Origin of the sequence: Chromobacterium sphagni, assembly GCF_001855555.1 — a bacterium.
In the GTDB taxonomy this organism is placed as follows: Bacteria; Pseudomonadota; Gammaproteobacteria; order Burkholderiales; family Chromobacteriaceae; genus Chromobacterium; species Chromobacterium sphagni.
The window spans coordinates 139,746-157,892 of sequence record NZ_MKCT01000039.1; the positions used below are offsets into that span (position 1 = coordinate 139,746).

Here is an 18,147-nt window from a genome sequence, read left to right on the forward strand (position 1 = left end):
CGCGCCCGGCGGCACCCGCAGACGATCCGCCGCGCATCCCCATGGCTCTGTTGCACAAATCCGCCAGCGCAGCGGCCTGGTAAGATAGCTGCATGACTAAGCCGGCTCCGAAACGCTACCGAACCGCCAACTGGAAAGCCTACAACCAAGCCCTGATCCAGCGCGGCTCCCTGTCCATCTGGTTGGACACGAGCATGTCATGGCGGGCAACGCGACAGGGCAAACGCGGCCGGACGCAGGCCTATAGCGATGCCGCCATTCCATTCTGTCTGACCATCAAGAACCTATTTGGACTGCCTTTGCGGCAGACCATCGGTTTCATTCAAAGCCTGCTCAAGTTGGCGGGACTGGACTGGAGCGTCCCGGACTACAGCACGTTGTCCAGGCGGCAGCAGACGCTGCAGGTCAGCATCCCCTATCAAAAGCGTTCAGGCGCGTTGCATATTCTGGTGGATAGCACCGGGATCAAGATGCTGGGCGAAGGCGAGTGGAAAACCAAGAAACACGGCGCGGAATACTGCCGGCAATGGCGCAAGGTGCATCTGGGCATCGATGCGAAAACCCTGCAAATCCGTGCCATGGAGGTGACAGACAAGCGCCAGGGCGATGCGCAAATGCTGCCTTCGCTCTTGGTGCAAATCCCGGCCGATGAGCCGATAGCCTGCGTGAGTGGCGACGGGGCTTTCGATACCAAGGCATGTCATGAGGCGATTGCCGCGCGGGGCGCAATCGGGTGCATCCCGACGCGCAAGAATGCGCGGCCGTGGAAAGGAAGTTGGCCGGGTGTGCTGGCTCGAAACGAGATTCTGCGGGCCACCAAACGGCTAGGCAGGGCGATCGGGAAACGCTGGAGCGGCTACCATCGCCGCAGCTTGGTCGAAACCAAGATGCATGGCTTCAAGTTGCTGGGTGAAAGAGTGACAGCCCGGTGCTTCGATGGCCAAGTGGCAGAGCTGCAAGTGCGTGCTGCCATCTTGAGCCGCTTCAGCATGCTGGGCCGTCCGTGGACGGTGGCTGTGGCGTAAATCCGCTTGGGTCCCTGGCTTGGATTTATGCAACAGGGCCGCTAGAGGGGGGATCCGCCGCGAATCGCCCGATTGGTGAGGCGCGTGCCAAGCTAGTTCGCCGCGACTTCACCCAAGCTATTGACTCCCATTGGCGCAAGCGGGCGATAGAGTGGAACCGGATTGATCCGAACAGCCAAGTTAGGGAAGCTAGGTTGTGTCGAGTGTATGACGTAGCTTGTGCCATAGATGTGTCGTGAAGGTGTGAAATACTACCGAGTGTCACTTTGGTGTGTGCGATAAATTTATTTTTAATCAATGATTTAGTAGTTGTGCTGCTGATTCGTAATGCGAAGGTCGGGGGGAGGGGGCGACTCCTCTTACCGGCACCATAAGCAAATAAGGGTTGAGCCAAGCTCAGCCCTTTTGCTTGCCGTCTGGTTGGCGGTTGATTGTTTTTTGATTGCGGTCGGTAAAAAAAATTAAAAAACACTTGCAGAGATAAAAAGCTGAAGGTAATATTATCTTCTCTCGAGACGGAAAGCGAATCGGGAAGTGTTGGCGGTTAGCTCAGTTGGTAGAGCATCGGATTTTGATTCCGAGGGTCACAGGTTCGAACCCTGTATCGCCTGCCAGAATATGAAAAGCCCCAGGTGAAAACCTGGGGCTTTTCGCGTTTGGATTGCTTTGCCTGGTTTGTTTGGCAGATAAAAAAAAGGCCCGCAAATGCGGGCCTTTTTATTTATTGGCCGCCGGCCGCCAGGAGTGGCGAATATCCCAGGTTGCGCAGCTTGCTCATCGCCTCGTCGGCCTCGGCGCGGGTTTTGAATGGTCCCAGCTGGACGCGGGTGACGGTGTGAGCGGCAATGCCGTGTTTTTGCAGGTCTTTGACCAGCTTCTGCGCATTGCCGATGCTGGTGAACAGGCCGAGCTGTACCTGATAGCCGACCGAGCTGCCGGCTGGCAGCGCCTTGTTGGTGGCTTCCGCGGTTGCCTTGGCGGGGGGGGGGGCTGTCGATGGCGGCTGCCGCCGGTTGCGGAGCGGCTTCTGGCGCGCTGCTGCGGGCAGGTTCGGTCTGTCGGCTGGCGGCGGCAGCGGTTTGGCGGTTTGGCGGCGCGGCCTTTTCCTGCGGGGCTGGCTTGGCTTGGGCGGAGGAGGGGGGGCGCGTGTTGGCGGCATGGCGGCTGGCGGCCTGCTGGTTGGCTACCGCCGGAGTCTTGCTCAGGTCGGGTGTTGCTGGGCTGTTGGCAGCCGGCGCGACCGGGGCGTGGTCGACGGGTTCCACCGCTGGGGCGCTGCTCTGCGTTGCCGGCGCGCTGGCCACCTTGGGCAGGGTGATGGCGCCGGCTTCGGGGGGCGGGACGGCGGGTTTGATGATTTTGCCGGAGCTTGGACTCTGCGCGTCGCTGCTCATTTCCACCTTGGGCTTGGTCAGCGCGTCCATCAATGGGATGGCGGCCAGGGCGACGGCGACCAGGCCGCCGGCTATCCATAGCCGTTTCTTCAGCTTGCTGTTGAGGTCGGATTCGTCGCCGTCGTCGACCGGCGGTTGCTGTTGGTTTTGTTCGCGCATGGTGCCTGGATGGAATGTGCAGCACGTGTTTGAAAACACTGCTAAAATAGCGGGTTCGTCAGAATTGGGTAACCCGAGTGGCGTAATAATACTCAAGTTTAGCCACTTGTCTTGTCGTTAGGGAGAATTTATATGGCAATTGAACGTACCTTGTCCATCGTTAAGCCGGACGCTGTAGCCAAAAACGTCATCGGCAAAATTTACGACCGTTTCGAATCCGCCGGCCTGAAGGTCGTGGCCGCCAAGATGAAGCAACTGTCCCGCGCCGAAGCCGAGGGCTTCTACGCCGTGCACAAAGAGCGTCCTTTCTTCAAGGACCTGGTTGACTTCATGGTTTCCGGCCCGGTGATGATCCAGGCGCTGGAAGGCGAGAACGCCGTTCTGAAGAACCGCGAACTGATGGGCGCCACCGACCCGAAAAAGGCTGAGGCCGGCACCATCCGCGCCGACTTCGCCGAATCAATCGACGCCAATGCCGTTCACGGTTCCGACAGCGTGGAAAACGCTGCCATCGAAGTGGCTTATTTCTTTGCCGCTTCCGAGATCAGCTCGCGCTAATCTCAATAAAGGTAGTTGATTGACCGGAGGCTGCCGTCGTCTGAGGCGGCCTCTTTTCCCTCTTGAGGATTGCATGAAAACCAACCTGCTCGACTTCAATCTGGATCAGCTCACCCAGCATTTTGCCGAAATGGGCGAGAAGCCGTTCCGCGCCAAGCAAGTGATGCGCTGGATGCACCAGATGGCGGAAGCCGATTTTGACGCGATGACAGACCTTGCCAAGAGCCTGCGCGCCAAGCTGCACGAGCGCGCCGAGGTGAGAGTGCCGTCGCTGATGACCGGGCAGGCGTCCAGTGATGGCACCCGCAAGTGGCTGCTCGACGTCGGCACCGGCAACGGTGTGGAAACCGTGTTCATTCCGGAAGACGAACGCGGCACCTTGTGCGTGTCATCCCAGGTGGGCTGTGCGCTGGAGTGCACTTTCTGCTCCACCGGCCGCCAGGGATTCAACCGCAATCTGTCCACCGCCGAGATCATCGGCCAGCTGTGGTGGGCCAACAAGGCGATGGGCGTGACGCCCAAGAACGAGCGCGTGGTGTCCAATGTGGTGATGATGGGCATGGGCGAGCCGCTGGCCAACTTCGACAATGTGGTCAGCGCCTTGCAAATCATGCTGGACGATCACGGCTACGGCCTGTCGCGCCGCCGCGTGACGTTATCGACCTCAGGCCTGGTGCCGCAAATGGACCGGCTGCGCGAGGCATGCCCGGTGGCGCTGGCGGTGTCGCTGCATGCGCCCAACGACGCCATTCGCGACGAAATCGTGCCCATCAACAAGAAATATCCGCTCGCGGAGCTGATGGCGGCCTGCCGCCGCTATCTGGAAAAGGCGCCGCGCGATTTCATCACCTTTGAATATGTGATGCTTGACGGGGTTAACGATAGGCCGGAACATGCTCGCCAGCTGCTGGAGTTGGTGCGGGATGTGCCGTGCAAATTCAATCTGATCCCGTTCAACCCGTTTCCCAACTCGGGGTATGATCGCTCCAGCAACAACGCGATTCGCATTTTCCGTGAAATTCTGCAAGAACGAGGATATGTGGTGACGGTGCGCAAGACCCGCGGCGACGACATCGATGCCGCCTGTGGCCAGCTCGCCGGTCAGGTACAGGACAAGACGCGGCGCCAGGCCAAGTGGATGCAGATAGTCGAGGACAAGAAACTATGATGACGTGGCGAAAGTGGTGGGCTGGATGGCTGTTGGCATTTGGCGTTTCCACTTTCGCCATGGCGGCGGGCGGCGGCCGCGAGCTGGCGCAGATCCGCAGCCAGCTGGCGGTTGAGTATGCGAAGATCGGCAATCTGAAATCGGCGCTGGACAACGCCAACCAGGCGGTCAAGGCCGATCCGTCCTTCATCACCGCCTATGTGACCCGCGCCTACGTGCTGGGCCTGCTGCAGCAGGACGGGCAGGCCGAGGAGGATTTCAGGCAGGCGCTGCGGCTGGACCCCGCCAATCCTGAAGCCAATAATAATTACGGCTTGTTCCTGTGCGAGCATGAACGGGCCAAGGACTCGCTGGCGCTGTTCCAGAAGGCGCTGGCCAACCCCTTGTATGATTCGCCGCAGTCGGCCTATCTCAACCTTGGGCGCTGCAGCGCGAAGTTGGGGCAGACCGATCAGGCCAATGACTATCTGCTCAGCGCCCTGCGGCTGGCGCCGGATTACGCGCCGGCGCTGCGCGAGCTGGCGGAGATGCATCTTGGCCTGGGCAACGCCAAACTGGCCGCGTTTTATTTTGGACGGCTGCGCAACGGCGGTCCAAACGGTTTGACCGCGGCCGATCTGTGGCTGGGAGCCAGAATCGCCCGCAAGACCGGTGACGGCGCGTTGGAGAGCGAATGCGCCAATACGCTGAAAAACCGGTATCCGGACTCTAGGGAAACACAACTGCTGTTGAGTGGAAGCTGAGGATGGAAAAAAAAATCGAACATCATGACTCGCCTATGCCCAGCGGTATCGGCGCCCGTTTGAAAGCCGCCCGCGAAGCGGCTGGCCTGGGCCTGGGGGAAGTGGCCGACAGGCTGAAATTATCGCTCAGGCAACTGGAGGCGATAGAGCGCGACGATTTCGACGCTTTGCCCGGCGCGACATTCGTTCGCGGTTTTGTCCGCAACTACGCGCGTTTTCTGGAGGTGGATTCCGAGCCGCTGATGCAGGCGCTGGAGCAGCACTTTCCTTCCGCGGTCAATGAAGTGGCCAATCTGGTCAAAGGCACCGCCGCGCGCGAGGCCGCGCATGTGCCGGAAGAGCCGGAGCCGGAGTCCTCCGGCGGCGGTGGAGCCGGCAAATGGCTGGCTCTGGTCGTGGTGGTGGCCGCGCTGGTCGGCGCCAGCGTCTGGTATGCCAACCGCGACAGCGATTCGGCGGCCAAGCCGGCGGACAGCGCCGACAGCCAGCTGGCCCCGATGCTGACTCAGCAGCATGAAGCGTCGGCCGCTGCGGCGAATAAGGTTGCCCAGGCGGCGTCGGCGCCATCCGCGGCGGCGGCATCGGCTCCCGCCAAGCTAGCCAAGCCCCAGGCGTCCGCGCCACCGGCCGTTGCCAAGGCCGCGGTCAAGCCGGTCGCCAGCGCGGTAGTTGCCAAGGCGGCAAAGCCGGCGGCCAGCGCGCCGCAAGCGGAGGGAACGGATCGCGTCAGCGTCAATGTCAAGGACGCGGCCTGGGTTTCGGTGCAGGACGCCAATGGCCGCCGCCTGATTTATCAGGTGATGCAGCCGGGCAGTCCCAGCGAAGTGACCGGCCTGGCGCCGTTCAAGGTGGTGGTGGGCAACGCCAGCCAGGTGGAATTGAACTACAACGGCAAGCCGGTGGATTTGAGCGGCAAGATCCGCGGCACCACCGCCAAGATTCAACTCAAGTAATGCTTAGGGTAGCGAATGGATAGCGTGAACATCGCGCGCCGCCTCACCCGCCAGGTGCGGGTCGGGCATGTTTTGGTGGGCTCGGACGCGCCGGTGATGGTGCAGTCGATGACCAATACCGACACCGCCGACGCGGCGGCCACCGTCGAACAGGTTTACCAGTTGGCCGAGGCCGGCTCCGAAGTGGTGCGCATCACGGTCAACTCGCCCGAGGCAGCGGCCAAGGTGGCGGAAATCCGCCAACGCCTGGACGATATGGGCTGCGACGTGCCGCTGGTGGGCGACTTCCACTTCAACGGCGACCGCCTGCTGAAGGAATATCCGGACTGCGCGCGCGCGCTGGCCAAGTACCGGATCAATCCCGGCAACGTCGGCAAGGGCGCCAAGGGCGACGACAAGTTCGCCTTCATGATCCGCACCGCGATGGAGCACGACAAGGCGGTGCGCATCGGCGTCAACTGGGGCAGCCTGGATCAGGCCTTGCTCGCGCGGATGATGGACGCCAACAGCCGCGCCGCCAGTCCGCTGCCTTTGCCCAAGCTGATGCAGGAGGCGCTGATCGTCTCGGCGCTGGAGTCGGCCGAGAAGGCGGTGGAGATCGGCCTGTCGCCCGACAACATCATTCTCTCCTGCAAGGTCAGCAATGTGCAGGATCTGATCAGCGTCTACCGCGATCTGGGCAGCCGCTGCGATTACCCGCTGCACCTGGGCCTGACCGAGGCCGGCATGGGCAGCAAGGGCATCGTCGCCTCCAGCGCCGCTCTGGCCGTCTTGCTGCAGGAAGGCATAGGCGACACCATCCGGATCTCGCTGACGCCGCAGCCGGGCGAGGCGCGCACCAAGGAAGTGGTGGTGGCGCAGGAGCTGCTGCAGACCATGGGCCTGCGCAGCTTCACGCCGCTGGTCACTGCCTGTCCCGGCTGCGGCCGCACCACCAGCACCTTCTTCCAGGAACTGGCCGACCACATCCAGAGCTATCTGCGCGAGCAGATGCCGATCTGGCGCCTGCAGTATCCGGGCGTGGAGGACATGAAAGTGGCGGTGATGGGCTGCGTGGTCAATGGGCCCGGCGAGAGCAAGCTGGCCGACATCGGCATCAGCCTGCCCGGCACCGGCGAAGTGCCGGTGGCGCCGGTCTATGTGGACGGCCGCAAGGACGTGACGCTGAAGGGAGACAACATCCCCGCGGAATTCACCGCTATTGTCGACAATTATGTGCGGACCCGCTACGGCGAGGGCGGCGCCAAGCGCCGCGAAGGGCCGGCGGAGCGCACCATTCCCATCCACCCGGTGGGCGCCAGATAATTACAGATCAAGCAGATACAAGAAGACAGCAATGACTCAGAAATACCAAGCGGTCAAAGGCATGAACGATGTGCTGCCGGCCGAGTCGTACCAGTGGGAATATTTTGAAGGGGTGCTGCGCAAGCTGCTGGCCGATTACGGCTATCAGAACATCCGTACTCCCATCGTCGAGGGCACGCCGCTGTTCGTGCGCTCCATCGGCGAAGTGACCGACATCGTCGAGAAGGAAATGTACACTTTCATCGACAGCCTGAACGGCGACAGCCTGACGCTGCGTCCGGAAGGCACCGCCGGCACGCTGCGCGCGGTGGTGGAGCACAACCTGCTCTACAACGCTACGCCCAAGCTGTGGTATATGGGTCCGATGTACCGCCATGAGCGCCCGCAGAAGGGCCGCTACCGTCAGTTCCACCAGGTGGGCGTGGAAGCGCTGGGTCTGGCCGGTCCGGACATCGACGCCGAAGTCATCGCGATGACCGCTGACCTGTGGCGCCGCCTGGGCATCAGCCAGTTCGTCCGCCTGGAGATCAACTCGCTGGGCAACGCCGAAGAGCGCGCCGCCCACCGCGAAGCGCTGATCCAGTATCTGGAACAGCACGCCGACATCCTGGACGAGGACGGCAAGCGCCGCCTGTACACCAATCCGTTGCGCGTGCTGGACACCAAGAATCCGGCGTTGCAGGACATGGCCGACAACGCGCCCAGGCTGTCCGACTACCTGGGCGAAGAGTCGCGCGTCCATTATGCCGGCTGGAAGGCGACGATCGCTGCGCTGGGCATCGAATTCGTCGAAAATCCGCGCTTGGTGCGCGGTCTCGATTACTATAACCGTTCGGTGTTCGAGTGGGTGACCAGCGAGCTGGGCGCTCAGGGCACGGTTTGCGCCGGCGGCCGCTACGACGGGCTGGTCGAGCAATTGGGCGGCAAGGCCGCGCCCGGCATCGGTTTCGGCATGGGCATGGAGCGCGTGCTGCTGTTGCTGCAGGACAAGAACCTGTTGCCGGCGCAGCGCAGCGTCGACGTCTACCTGGTCAACCAGGGCGAGGGCGCCGGGTTGTACTCGATGAAACTGGCGCAGCAGCTGCGCGCCGCGGGCTACTCGGTGGTGCAGCATCTGGGCGAGGCCAGTTTCAAGTCGCAAATGAAAAAGGCCGACGGCAGCGGCGCCGAGTTCGCGCTGATCGTCGGTGAAAACGAAATCCAGGCCGGTCAGGTGGTGATCAAGGCGCTGCGCGCCGACATCGTTCAGCAGACCGTGGCGGCCGATGCGGTTCTGGCCACTCTTGCCTCTTTGAAAGCTTGATAGAAAGGGGAACGCAATGGCGTTCGACTTGCAGGAACAGGAACAGATTGATTCGTTGAAGGCGTTCTGGCAGCAGTGGGGCAAATTGCTGAGCGGCGCGCTGCTGGCGGTTTGCCTGGGCACGCTGGGCTACAAGGGCTATCAGCTGTACCAGAAGCAGCAGTCGGAGAAGGCTGCCGCGGCCTATCAGGCCGTCGACAACGCGGTGGAAGCCAAGGACATCGCCAAGCTGAAGTCGGCCGCCCAGTTGCTGCAGGGCGAGTATCCCGGCACTGTCTACGCCAGCCGCAGCGCGCTGGTGCTGGCCAAGGCGGCGTTCGACAAGAATGACGCGGCGCTGGCCTCCAGCCAGTTGGAGTGGGTGGTGAAGAACGGCAAGGACGAAGCGATCCAGGCGATCGCCCGCATGCGCCTGGCGTCCTTGCAGCTGGACCAGAAGAAATACGATGCCGCCGTCTCCGAGCTGAACCAGGAGCATCCTGCCGCATTCGACGCGCAATACCTGGAGCTGAAGGGCGATGTGTTCGTCGCCAAGGGCGACAATGCCGCCGCCCGCGACGCTTACAAGGCCGCCCTGGCCAAGCTGGTGGAGGATAGCCCGAACCGCCAACTGGTCCAGACCAAACTCGACGCGCTGGGAGCCTGACTGCATGCGCCGCCAACTGTTGCTTACTACCGTTTTGTCCTCGATGTTGCTGGCCGGTTGCGCCAGCTGGTTTGAAGGTTCTTCGCAGTTCCAGCCGACCCCGCTGGCCAGCATCAAGCCGTTGCAGGCGCTGGATGTCAAATGGTCGCTGCAGCAGGCTGCGCCGGCCGGCAGTTTCCTGCCGGTCTACGAAAGCGGCGATGTGGTGAGCGCCGACGCCGAAGGCCGCATCCGCAGCGTGGACGCGCTCAGCGGCAAAGTGCAGGCCGACGTGGCGCTCAAGCGCCCGTTGGCCAGCGGCGTCGCGGTCAGCGGGGACACCGCGCTGGTCGGCAGCGCGGACGCCCAGCTGCTCGCGGTTGACCGCAAGAGCGGCAAGATACTGTGGCAGCAGGCTTTGACCAGCCTGATGCTGGAGCCGCCGCAGGTCGCCGGCGGCATCGTGGTGGTGCGTACCAACGACGCCCGCCTGACCGGCTTCAATCTGGCCGACGGCAAGCAACAATGGTCGGTGGGCAATGTGCTGCCGCAGCTGACGGTGCGCAACAACGGCTCCATGCGCGCGGTGGGCAAGGAGGCGGTGATGGTCGGCCAGGCCGGCGGCCGCCTTGACATCATCAATCCGCAAACCGGCAACACCCTGTGGCAGGGCGCGGTGGCCACGCCGCGCGGCGCCACCGAGCTGGAGCGCGTCACCGACGTCACCAGCCGTCCGGCATACGACGGCGGCCAGGTGTGCGCGGTGGCTTACCAGGGCCGCGTCGCCTGCTTCGAGGCGCGCAACGGCAGCCTGTTGTGGGGCCGCGAGGTGTCGTCCAGCCGCGGTCTGACGGTGGACGCGCGCAATGTCTACGTGACCGCCGAAGACGGCTCGATCTGGGCTTACGACCGCCAGAGCGGCCGCAATGTCTGGAAAAACGATGAACTCAAGTACCGCAATGTTTCCGGCCCGGCCATGATCGGGCGTTTCGTGCTGGTGGTGGATGGCGAAGGCTATGCGCATCTGCTATCCAACGAGAGCGGCAGCATTGTCGGACGCAGCAAGATCGGCACCTCCGGGCCGGTCAATCAACCGGTATCGCTCGGTTCCTCCGCCCTGATCCAGGGGCAGGACGGTCGCTTGGCGATGCTGAATCTGGGATAAAAAGCAGTATTACATGAAACCTACCGTAGCTCTGGTCGGCCGCCCCAATGTGGGCAAGTCGACCCTCTTCAACCGGCTGACTCGCAGCCGTGACGCACTGGTCGCCGACCTGCCGGGTTTGACGCGTGACCGACACTACGGCCAAGGCCGCGTGGGCGAGAAACCGTATCTGGTGGTGGATACCGGTGGCTTCGAGCCGGTAGTGGACGAAGGCATCCTCTTTGAAATGGCCAAGCAGACGCTGCAGGCCGTGGACGAGGCCGATGCCGTGGTTTTCCTGGTGGATGGCCGTTCGGGCCTGACGCCGCAAGACAAGATCATCGCCAACCGCCTGCGCCAGCTTGACCGCCCGGTATACCTGGCAGTCAACAAGGCCGAGGGCATGCGCCACGCCATCGCCGGCGCCGAGTTCCATGAACTGGCGCTGGGCGAGCCGCTGGTGATTTCCGCCGCCCACGGCGACGGCGTGCGCGAACTGATGGAGCTGGTGCTGGAAACCTTCCCGGAAGAAGTCGAGGAAGAAGACAGCCGCCATCCCAAGTTCGCCGTCATCGGCCGCCCCAACGTCGGCAAATCCACGCTGGTGAACGCCATTCTGGGCGAGGAGCGGGTGATCGCCTTCGACCAGGCCGGCACCACGCGCGACAGCATCTATATTGATTTTGAGCGCGAAGGCCATACCTATACCATCATCGACACCGCCGGCGTGCGCCGTCGGGCCAAGGTCAACGAGATGCTGGAGAAGTTCTCGGTGATCAAGACCATGAAGGCGATCGAGGACGCCAACGTGGCGGTGCTGGTGCTGGATGCTCAGCTGGACATTTCCGAGCAGGACGCCACCATCGCCGGCTTCGCGCTGGAAGCGGGGCGGGCCCTGGTGGTGGCCGTCAATAAGTGGGACAACCTGGACAGCGAGCAGAAGGATAACGTTCGCCGCGAGATTGCCCGCAAGCTGAACTTCCTCGATTTTGCGAAGTTTCATTACATCTCGGCCATTGAGGGCCGCGGTGTGGCAGACTTGTTCAAATCCATCGACGAGGCCTACCGGGCGGCGATGGTGAAGCTCGCAACGCCGAAGCTGACGCGGGTGCTGCAGGTGGCGCTGGAGCGCCAGCAGCCGCCGCGCTCCGGTCTGATCCGCCCCAAGATGCGCTACGCGCACCAGGGCGGCCAGAACCCGCCGATCATCGTCGTGCACGGCAATGCGCTAGACAATATACCGGCCAGCTATACTCGTTATCTGGAACATACTTTCCGGAAAGTGTTCAAACTGCAGGGGACGCCGCTGCGCGTGCAGTACAAGTCGTCGGAAAACCCGTTCGACACCGAGGAAGGCAAGGAAAAGTCTCGCGCCAAGCCCAAGCCGATGTCCAAGATGCGGGGCAGGGAAAAAGAAGTTCGCTACGGCAAAAGCAGCAAAAAATAGTACGGCGGAATGTTTTCTGCTAAAAATAAGCAGGCCGCCACTGCTGTTCGCTGCAGAGTCAATACAACAATCAACGATTCGGAGAAAAACGAATGAGCTCTAAAGGGCAAATGTTACAAGACCCGTTCCTGAATATCCTGCGCAAGGAACACGTGCCGGTCTCCATCTATCTGGTAAACGGCATCAAGCTGCAGGGGCAGGTTGAATCCTTCGACCAATATGTGGTGCTGCTGAAGAACACGGTTACCCAGATGGTCTACAAGCACGCCATCTCCACCGTGGTTCCGGCCCGTCCGGTCAGCATCCCGCACGAACATCCGGTGCAAAAGCAGGAACAGGCGCAGGACGCTTAAGGCGCCGCTGCCGCATCGATCGGGCCGATTGGCTGCATCGTAAGATGCAGTCATTCGGCTTTTGTCATTTATTGCCCCATCCATTTGGCTGATAAACCGTGTTTGATCGTCCCGACTTAGGAGACCAGGCCATCCTGGTCAGCCTGGATTTCGGTGATCCCGACTACCAGGAAAGTGTCGCTGAATGCGCCGAATTGGTGCGCAGCAGCAATGTGGAAATCCTCGGCAAGGTGGAGGGCAAGCGCCAGCGCCCGGATGCCGCGCTGTTCGCCGGCAAGGGCAAGGTGGAGGAGATCGCTGTCATGGTGCGCGCCACCGGCGCCAATGTGGTGATCTTCAACCATGCGCTGTCACCGGGGCAGGAGCGCAATCTGGAGCGCGCGCTGCAGTGCCGGGTGATAGACCGCAACAGCCTGATTCTGGACATCTTCGCCCAGCGCGCGCGCAGCCATGAAGGCAAGCTGCAGGTGGAGCTGGCGCAATTGTCGCACTTGTCCACCCGCCTGGTGCGGGGTTGGACCCACCTGGAGCGGCAGAAAGGCGGCATCGGCCTGCGCGGCCCCGGCGAAACCCAGCTGGAAACCGACCGCCGGCTGTTGGGCATCCGCGTCAAGGCGTTGAAGGACCGGCTGGCCCAGGTGCAGAAGCAGCGCACTACCCAGCGCAGGAGCCGCAGCCGCGCCGGCATCGCCTCGGTGTCCATTGTCGGCTATACCAACGCCGGCAAGTCGACGCTGTTCAACGCGCTGACCAAGGCCAACATCTATGCCGCCGACCAGTTGTTCGCCACGCTGGACACCACCAGCCGCAAGCTGTTCCTCCACCACCAGCTCTCGGTGGTGCTGTCGGACACTGTCGGCTTCATCCGCGATCTGCCGCACACCCTGGTGGCCGCTTTCCGCGCCACGCTGGAGGAGACGCTGCAGGCCAACCTGCTGCTGCACGTGGTGGACTGCTCCAATCCGATGCGCGACGCGCAAATCGAGGAGGTGAACAAGGTGTTGGCGGAGATCGACGCCGATGGCATCGAACAGCTGATCGTCTGGAATAAGTGCGACCTGCGCGAGGAATTGGCGCCGGAGCTGGAGCGCGACGCCGAAGGCAGGATCGTCGCGGTGCGGGTATCGGCGCTGACCGGCGCCGGCCTGGAACTCTTGCGCGAAGCGATTGCCGAAAAGGTGCAACCTTCCGCAAATAACCATAAAGAACCATACGAGCATGTCGCAGAATGACCCGAACCGTGGCCGCAACGGCCAGAATGGGCCGCCGGACCTCGATGAAGTGTTCCGTAACCTGAACCAGAAACTGGCCCGCCTGTTGGGGGGTAAATCCGCCGGAGGCCGGCCTGGCGGCGCCGGAGCGCCTCCCTCCTACAAAGGCGGCGCCGTCGCCGTGGTCGGCGTGCTGGCGGCCCTGTGGCTGGCCAGCGGCTTTTACGTGGTGGACGCCCGCGAAGAGGGCGTGGTGCTGCGTCTTGGCAGCTTCAACCGCCTGACCGAGCCCGGCCTGCAGTGGCATGCGCCCTATCCGTTCGAGAAAGTGGAGATCGTCAACCTGACCGAACTGCGCAGCGTGGAAGTGGGCTACCGCAGCAGCGCGCAGAACCGCGTGCCGGAAGAGTCGCTGATGCTGACCGCCGACCAGAACATCATCGATGTGCAGCTGTCGGTGCAGTACGACATCAAGGACGCCCGGGCCTTCCTGTTCAACAACGCCGCGCGCGAGCGCGACGCCAAGGACATCGTCAAACAGGCCACCGAAACCGCCATCCGCGAAGTGGTGGGCCGCAACAAGGTGGACTTCGTGCTGAACGAGGGCCGCGCGGTGATCGCCGCCGAGGCGCGCAAGGTGATCCAGGACGTGCTGGACCGCTATTCGCTGGGCATCCGCATCGCCAAGGTCAACATCAACGACGTGCAGCCGCCGCAAGCGGTGCTGGCGGCGTTCGACGATGCGGTGAAGGCCGGTCAGGACAAGGACAAGCTGCTGAACGAAGGCATGGCCTACGCCAACGAGGTGGTGCCCAAGGCCAAGGGCATGGCCGCGCGTCTGGAGCAGGAAGCCGAGGGTTACCAGCAGCAGGTGGTGTCGCGCGCCCAAGGCGATGCCGAGCGTTTCAAACAAGTGTTGTCTGAATACAACAAGGCTCCCAAGGTGATGCGCGAGCGCATGTATCTGGACATGATGCAGCAGGTGATGAACAGCAGCAGCAAGGTGCTGGTGGATCAGAAGGGTGGCAGCAACCTGCTCTATCTGCCGCTGGACAAGCTGATGCAGATGTCGGAATCGCCGTCGGCGACCTCGGCCCAACCTCCCGCAGCCACGCCCGCGGCCCCGGCAGCCACACCGCCGGCGGCGAAGAACGGGCGCGATATTTCGCGCGGTCGCGATTTCTTTGGAGCGGAGCGATGATGGATAGATTGATTCCGACTGTGGTGGCGATAGCCGGTGCGCTGTTTGTCGCCAGCCTATCCCTGTTTACCGTGGATCAACGGCAATTCGCGCTGGTATTCCAGTTTGGCGAGGTGGTGAAGATCATCAGCCAGCCGGGCATCCAGTTCAAGATCCCGCTGCTGCAGAACGTCCGCTATTTCGACCGCCGGGTGCAGACCATAGACGCCGAGGCGCCGGAGCTGTTCAATACCCGCGAGAAAAAGAACGTGCTGGTGGACAGCTTCGTGAAGTGGCGTGTGGTAGATGTGTCACAGTTCTACAAGAGCGTCGGTTCCGAGGCCGCGGCGGTGGCGCGCCTGAAGCAGACCATCAACGATGGCCTGCGCGCCGAGTTCGGCCAGAAGACGGTTGCCGACGTCATTTCCGGCCAGCGCGACCAGGTGATGGAGACGGTTCGCAAGCGCGCCGACGCGGATGCGCGTAAAATAGGCGTGGAAATTCTCGACGTGCGCTTAAAACGCGTCGATTTTCCGGATAAAATAAGCAGTTCCGTCTACGACCGCATGCAGTCCGAGCGTCGCACCGTGGCCAGTCAGCTGCGCAGCGAAGGTTCCGCCGACGCCGAGCGGGTGCGGGCCGAGGCCGACAAGCAGCGCGAGGTGATCCTGGCCGAAGCCTATAGCAAGGCCCAGGCGCTGAAGGGGCAGGGCGACGCCAAGGCGGCGGCGATTTACGCCGATGCTTACGGCCGGAATCCGGAGTTCTACGCCTTCTGGCGCAGCATGGACGCCTACAAGGAATCGTTCAAGAACAAGAGCGATGTGCTGGTGCTGGACCCGAGCAGCGATTTCTTCAAGTATCTGAAGAACCCGCAGGCGGGCCAGGGCAAAGGCAAGTAGCGGACTGACAATTTGATTTTTAAAGAAGACTGGCCGGGGAGACCTGGCCAGTTTGCTGATAACAAGGCGGGCTACCATCCCGCCTTTTATTCTGTTGAAACGAAATGCGCAACTGGCTGTTACCCGAATATATCGCTGACATCCTGCCGGCCACCGCCAGGCAGGTAGAGTCGGCCAAGGCCGCGATGCTGGAAGGCTTCCGCGTAGCCGGCTACGAGCTGGTGCTGCCGCCGCTGATCGAATACATCGACTCCCTGGTGAGCGAAGGCGACGTCACGCTGGATCTGAAAACCTTCAAGCTGGACGACCAGCTGTCTGGACGCCAGCTTGGCCTGCGCGCCGACATCACGCCGCAGGTGGCGCGCATCGACGCCCACCTGCTCGGCGGCCGCACCGGTGTCACCCGCCTGTGCTACGCCGGCAGCGTGGTGCACAGCCGACCGTCCGGCCTGACCAGCTCGCGCGAGCCGCTGCAGGTGGGCGCCGAGTTGTATGGCTACGCCGGCATCGAGGCCGATCTGGAAATCATCGATTTGATGCTGTCCACGCTGGAAAAAGCCGGTGTGAAGCAGCTGCGGCTCGATGTCGGCCATATCGCCATCTTCCGCGGCCTGGCCGCGGCGGCTGGTCTGGCGCCGGAGATGACCCGCGAGCTGTTCAGCCTGTTGCAGAACAAGGATGCGGCTAGCATCGCCGAATTGGTTGCCGGCGTGGCCGAGCCGTACAAGAGCGCTTTCCTCGCCTTGCCCGAGCTGTACGGCCCAGCCAGCGTGCTGGACAAGGCGCGCACCCGCCTGCCTTCGCTGCCGGAGGTGGAGCTGGGGCTGATGCAGCTGTCGGCCATCGCCCGCGCGGCGCAGGGCAGGGTGGAGCTGAGCTTCGACCTGGCCGAGCTGCGCGGCGATTTCTACCACACCGGCCTGATGTTCGCCGCCTATGCGCCGGGCTGGTCCGACGCTATCGCCCGCGGCGGCCGCTATGACAATGTCGGCCGCCGTTTCGGCCGAGCCCGTCCGGCCACCGGCTTCAGCCTGGATCTGCGCGACTTGGTGCGCATCCTGCCGGAGCGCGATCCGTGCCGCGGAGTGCGGGTGGCCGCGCGCCATCTGCCGGCGGCGGCGGAAGAGGTGGCGCGCTTGCGCGCCGCCGGCGAGATGGTGGTGGTGGATTATCTCGGGGAGTCCGCGGTGGCGCTCAATTGCGACCGCGAGCTGGCGCCGGCTGCCGATGGATGGCAGCTGGCTCCTTTTAACTGATTTTTGTTTGAATCTGACTGAAGAAGAGGTTTTTTCCAATGTCCAAGAACGTTGTCGTGATTGGCACCCAGTGGGGTGACGAAGGCAAGGGCAAGATCGTTGACTGGCTGACCGACCATGCGCGCGCGGTCGTTCGCTTCCAGGGCGGCCACAATGCCGGCCATACCCTGGTGGTGGGCGGCAAGAAAACCGTGTTGCGCCTGATTCCGTCCGGCATCCTGCGTCCCGACGTGGAATGCTTCATCGGCAACGGCGTGGTGTTGTCGCCGGAAGCGCTGCTGAAGGAAATCGACGAGCTGGAAACCGCCGGCGTCAATGTGGCCGCGCGTCTGAAGATAGCCGAGGGCTGCCCGCTGATTCTGCCGTATCACGTCGCGCTGGATCAGGCGCGCGAAGCCGCCAAGGGCGAAGCCAAGATCGGCACCACCGGCCGCGGCATCGGTCCCTGCTATGAAGACAAGGTGGCGCGCCGCGCGCTGAAGGTGATCGACCTGTTCGATCCGGCCGGCTTCGCCGTCAAGCTGCGTGAAAACGTCGACTACTACAACTTCCTGCTGACTCAGCTGTTCAAAGCCGAGCCGGTGAGTTTCGACGCCATCCTGGCGCAAACCATGCTGCTGGCCGAGCGCATCAAGCCTATGGTGGCGGATGTGTCGCGCACGCTGTACGACATGAACCAGGCCGGCACCCCGCTGCTGTTCGAAGGCGCGCAAGGCACGCTGCTGGACATCGACCACGGCACCTACCCGTTCGTCACCTCGTCCAACTGCGTGGCTGGCGCGGCTGCGCCGGGCGCCGGCGTGGCGCCGCAGATGCTCAACTACGTGCTGGGCATCGTCAAGGGTTACACCACCCGCGTCGGCTCCGGCCCGTTCCCGACCGAGCAGGACAACGATATCGGCATGTTCCTGGCCAAGCGCGGCAACGAGTTCGGTTCGGTCACCGGCCGTCCGCGCCGCTGTGGCTGGTTCGACGCCGCTGCGCTGAAGCGCTCCATCCAGATCAACGGCGTGTCCGGTCTGTGCGTGACCAAGCTGGATGTGATGGACGGTCTGGAAGAGATCAAGCTGTGCGTGGGCTACATGCTGGACGGCAAGCGGGTGGACATCCTGCCGTTCGGTTCCGACGCGGTGACCAAGTGCGAGCCGATCTATGAAAGCATGCCGGGCTGGACCGAATCCACTTTCGGCACCAAGCGCTGGGAAGATCTGCCGGCCAACGCGCAGGCTTACCTGACCCGCATCGCCGATGTTTGCGGCGCGCCGGTTGCCATCGTCTCCACGGGTCCGGACCGCGAAGAAACCATCGTGCTGGACCACCCGTACGGTCTGTAAGCGATTTGCTTGCAGCATGCGAAAGCCCACCGCGATGCGGTGGGTTTTTTTTGTCAGCCTGCGTCATCTGGCATGGCTTGCCGACGG

17 protein-coding genes are annotated in these 18,147 nt (G+C 62.8%); 16 read left to right on the plus strand and 1 reads right to left on the minus strand.

Annotated elements, in window-relative coordinates; translation table 11 throughout:
- Nucleotides 1-92: 92 nt before the first annotated feature.
- Nucleotides 93-1,025: an IS5 family transposase gene (locus BI344_RS15260; RefSeq protein ID WP_071113732.1), complete on the plus strand. Its 933-nt coding sequence runs from the start codon at nucleotides 93-95 to the stop codon at nucleotides 1,023-1,025.
- A gap of 721 nt (nucleotides 1,026-1,746) precedes the next feature.
- Here BI344_RS15260 and BI344_RS25370 read toward each other — a convergent pair.
- Nucleotides 1,747-2,184: an SPOR domain-containing protein gene (locus tag BI344_RS25370; RefSeq protein WP_083370239.1), complete on the minus strand. Its 438-nt coding sequence runs from the start codon at nucleotides 2,182-2,184 to the stop codon at nucleotides 1,747-1,749.
- Nucleotides 2,185-2,710: 526 nt separating this feature from the next.
- Between BI344_RS25370 and ndk the strand changes: the two genes are divergently transcribed.
- The 15 genes from ndk to BI344_RS15350 all read left to right on the plus strand — a co-directional run bounded on the left by ndk (nucleotide 2,711) and on the right by BI344_RS15350 (nucleotide 18,060).
- Entirely contained in the window at nucleotides 2,711-3,136 is a 426-nt protein-coding gene (gene ndk / locus BI344_RS15280) for a nucleoside-diphosphate kinase (RefSeq protein WP_071113734.1), read from the plus strand.
- A 73-nt stretch (nucleotides 3,137-3,209) separates the two neighbouring features.
- Nucleotides 3,210-4,304: a dual-specificity RNA methyltransferase RlmN gene (gene rlmN / locus BI344_RS15285; protein ID WP_071113735.1), complete on the plus strand. Its 1,095-nt coding sequence runs from the start codon at nucleotides 3,210-3,212 to the stop codon at nucleotides 4,302-4,304.
- The gene (gene pilW, locus BI344_RS15290) at nucleotides 4,301-5,047 is read left to right on the plus strand and encodes a type IV pilus biogenesis/stability protein PilW (protein WP_239690828.1); all 747 of its coding nucleotides are present in this window, start codon (nucleotides 4,301-4,303) and stop codon (nucleotides 5,045-5,047) included. The genes rlmN and pilW overlap by 4 nt, the downstream gene beginning before the upstream one ends.
- 2 nt (nucleotides 5,048-5,049) lie before the next feature.
- On the plus strand, nucleotides 5,050-6,000 hold the full coding sequence (locus BI344_RS15295) for a helix-turn-helix domain-containing protein (protein WP_071113737.1): 951 nt from the start codon (nucleotides 5,050-5,052) through the stop codon (nucleotides 5,998-6,000).
- Between the two features lie 15 nt (nucleotides 6,001-6,015).
- Nucleotides 6,016-7,305: a flavodoxin-dependent (E)-4-hydroxy-3-methylbut-2-enyl-diphosphate synthase gene (gene ispG / locus BI344_RS15300; RefSeq protein ID WP_071113738.1), complete on the plus strand. Its 1,290-nt coding sequence runs from the start codon at nucleotides 6,016-6,018 to the stop codon at nucleotides 7,303-7,305.
- A 31-nt stretch (nucleotides 7,306-7,336) separates the two neighbouring features.
- On the plus strand, nucleotides 7,337-8,608 hold the full coding sequence (hisS, locus tag BI344_RS15305; RefSeq protein WP_071113739.1) for a histidine--tRNA ligase: 1,272 nt from the start codon (nucleotides 7,337-7,339) through the stop codon (nucleotides 8,606-8,608).
- Between the two features lie 16 nt (nucleotides 8,609-8,624).
- Nucleotides 8,625-9,254 (plus strand): YfgM family protein, encoded by a 630-nt coding sequence (locus BI344_RS15310; protein ID WP_071113740.1) that lies wholly within the window; start codon nucleotides 8,625-8,627, stop codon nucleotides 9,252-9,254.
- 4 nt (nucleotides 9,255-9,258) lie between these two features.
- Nucleotides 9,259-10,398 carry an outer membrane protein assembly factor BamB gene (bamB, locus tag BI344_RS15315; protein ID WP_071113741.1) on the plus strand — a complete coding sequence of 380 codons (1,140 nt, stop codon included), beginning with the start codon at nucleotides 9,259-9,261 and terminating at the stop codon, nucleotides 10,396-10,398.
- 13 nt (nucleotides 10,399-10,411) lie between these two features.
- A complete protein-coding gene (der, locus tag BI344_RS15320) occupies nucleotides 10,412-11,824 on the plus strand; it encodes a ribosome biogenesis GTPase Der (RefSeq protein ID WP_071113742.1) in 1,413 nt (470 codons plus the stop codon).
- A gap of 92 nt (nucleotides 11,825-11,916) precedes the next feature.
- Nucleotides 11,917-12,177, plus strand: a complete 261-nt coding sequence (gene hfq, locus BI344_RS15325; protein ID WP_071113743.1) for an RNA chaperone Hfq — start codon at nucleotides 11,917-11,919, stop codon at nucleotides 12,175-12,177.
- Nucleotides 12,178-12,275: 98 nt separating this feature from the next.
- Complete coding sequence (gene hflX, locus BI344_RS15330; RefSeq protein ID WP_071113744.1) at nucleotides 12,276-13,409, plus strand: ribosome rescue GTPase HflX; 1,134 nt, start codon at nucleotides 12,276-12,278, stop codon at nucleotides 13,407-13,409.
- Entirely contained in the window at nucleotides 13,396-14,589 is a 1,194-nt protein-coding gene (gene hflK / locus BI344_RS15335) for an FtsH protease activity modulator HflK (RefSeq protein WP_071113745.1), read from the plus strand. The genes hflX and hflK overlap by 14 nt, the downstream gene beginning before the upstream one ends.
- Nucleotides 14,589-15,470, plus strand: coding sequence for a protease modulator HflC (gene hflC / locus BI344_RS15340; RefSeq protein WP_071113769.1), 882 nt, complete (start codon nucleotides 14,589-14,591; stop codon nucleotides 15,468-15,470). The genes hflK and hflC overlap by 1 nt, the downstream gene beginning before the upstream one ends.
- 104 nt (nucleotides 15,471-15,574) lie before the next feature.
- Nucleotides 15,575-16,726, plus strand: coding sequence for an ATP phosphoribosyltransferase regulatory subunit (locus BI344_RS15345; RefSeq protein ID WP_071113746.1), 1,152 nt, complete (start codon nucleotides 15,575-15,577; stop codon nucleotides 16,724-16,726).
- 38 nt (nucleotides 16,727-16,764) lie between these two features.
- Nucleotides 16,765-18,060 carry an adenylosuccinate synthase gene (locus BI344_RS15350; RefSeq protein WP_071113747.1) on the plus strand — a complete coding sequence of 432 codons (1,296 nt, stop codon included), beginning with the start codon at nucleotides 16,765-16,767 and terminating at the stop codon, nucleotides 18,058-18,060.
- The last annotated feature ends 87 nt before the right edge of the window (nucleotides 18,061-18,147 follow it).

What these genes read in the sequence shown, in the direction of transcription:
- BI344_RS15260 (WP_071113732.1), top strand. Translation starts at nt 93, where the DNA reads ATGACTAAGCCGGCTCCGAAACGCTACCGAACCGCCAACTGGAAAGCC.
- BI344_RS25370 (WP_083370239.1), bottom strand. Translation starts at nt 2,184, where the DNA reads ATGCCGCCAACACGCGCCCCCCCTCCTCCGCCCAAGCCAAGCCAGCCC.
- ndk (WP_071113734.1), top strand. Translation starts at nt 2,711, where the DNA reads ATGGCAATTGAACGTACCTTGTCCATCGTTAAGCCGGACGCTGTAGCC.
- rlmN (WP_071113735.1), top strand. Translation starts at nt 3,210, where the DNA reads ATGAAAACCAACCTGCTCGACTTCAATCTGGATCAGCTCACCCAGCAT.
- pilW (WP_239690828.1), top strand. Translation starts at nt 4,301, where the DNA reads ATGATGACGTGGCGAAAGTGGTGGGCTGGATGGCTGTTGGCATTTGGC.
- BI344_RS15295 (WP_071113737.1), top strand. Translation starts at nt 5,050, where the DNA reads ATGGAAAAAAAAATCGAACATCATGACTCGCCTATGCCCAGCGGTATC.
- ispG (WP_071113738.1), top strand. Translation starts at nt 6,016, where the DNA reads ATGGATAGCGTGAACATCGCGCGCCGCCTCACCCGCCAGGTGCGGGTC.
- hisS (WP_071113739.1), top strand. Translation starts at nt 7,337, where the DNA reads ATGACTCAGAAATACCAAGCGGTCAAAGGCATGAACGATGTGCTGCCG.
- BI344_RS15310 (WP_071113740.1), top strand. Translation starts at nt 8,625, where the DNA reads ATGGCGTTCGACTTGCAGGAACAGGAACAGATTGATTCGTTGAAGGCG.
- bamB (WP_071113741.1), top strand. Translation starts at nt 9,259, where the DNA reads ATGCGCCGCCAACTGTTGCTTACTACCGTTTTGTCCTCGATGTTGCTG.
- der (WP_071113742.1), top strand. Translation starts at nt 10,412, where the DNA reads ATGAAACCTACCGTAGCTCTGGTCGGCCGCCCCAATGTGGGCAAGTCG.
- hfq (WP_071113743.1), top strand. Translation starts at nt 11,917, where the DNA reads ATGAGCTCTAAAGGGCAAATGTTACAAGACCCGTTCCTGAATATCCTG.
- hflK (WP_071113745.1), top strand. Translation starts at nt 13,396, where the DNA reads ATGTCGCAGAATGACCCGAACCGTGGCCGCAACGGCCAGAATGGGCCG.
- hflC (WP_071113769.1), top strand. Translation starts at nt 14,589, where the DNA reads ATGGATAGATTGATTCCGACTGTGGTGGCGATAGCCGGTGCGCTGTTT.
- BI344_RS15345 (WP_071113746.1), top strand. Translation starts at nt 15,575, where the DNA reads ATGCGCAACTGGCTGTTACCCGAATATATCGCTGACATCCTGCCGGCC.
- BI344_RS15350 (WP_071113747.1), top strand. Translation starts at nt 16,765, where the DNA reads ATGTCCAAGAACGTTGTCGTGATTGGCACCCAGTGGGGTGACGAAGGC.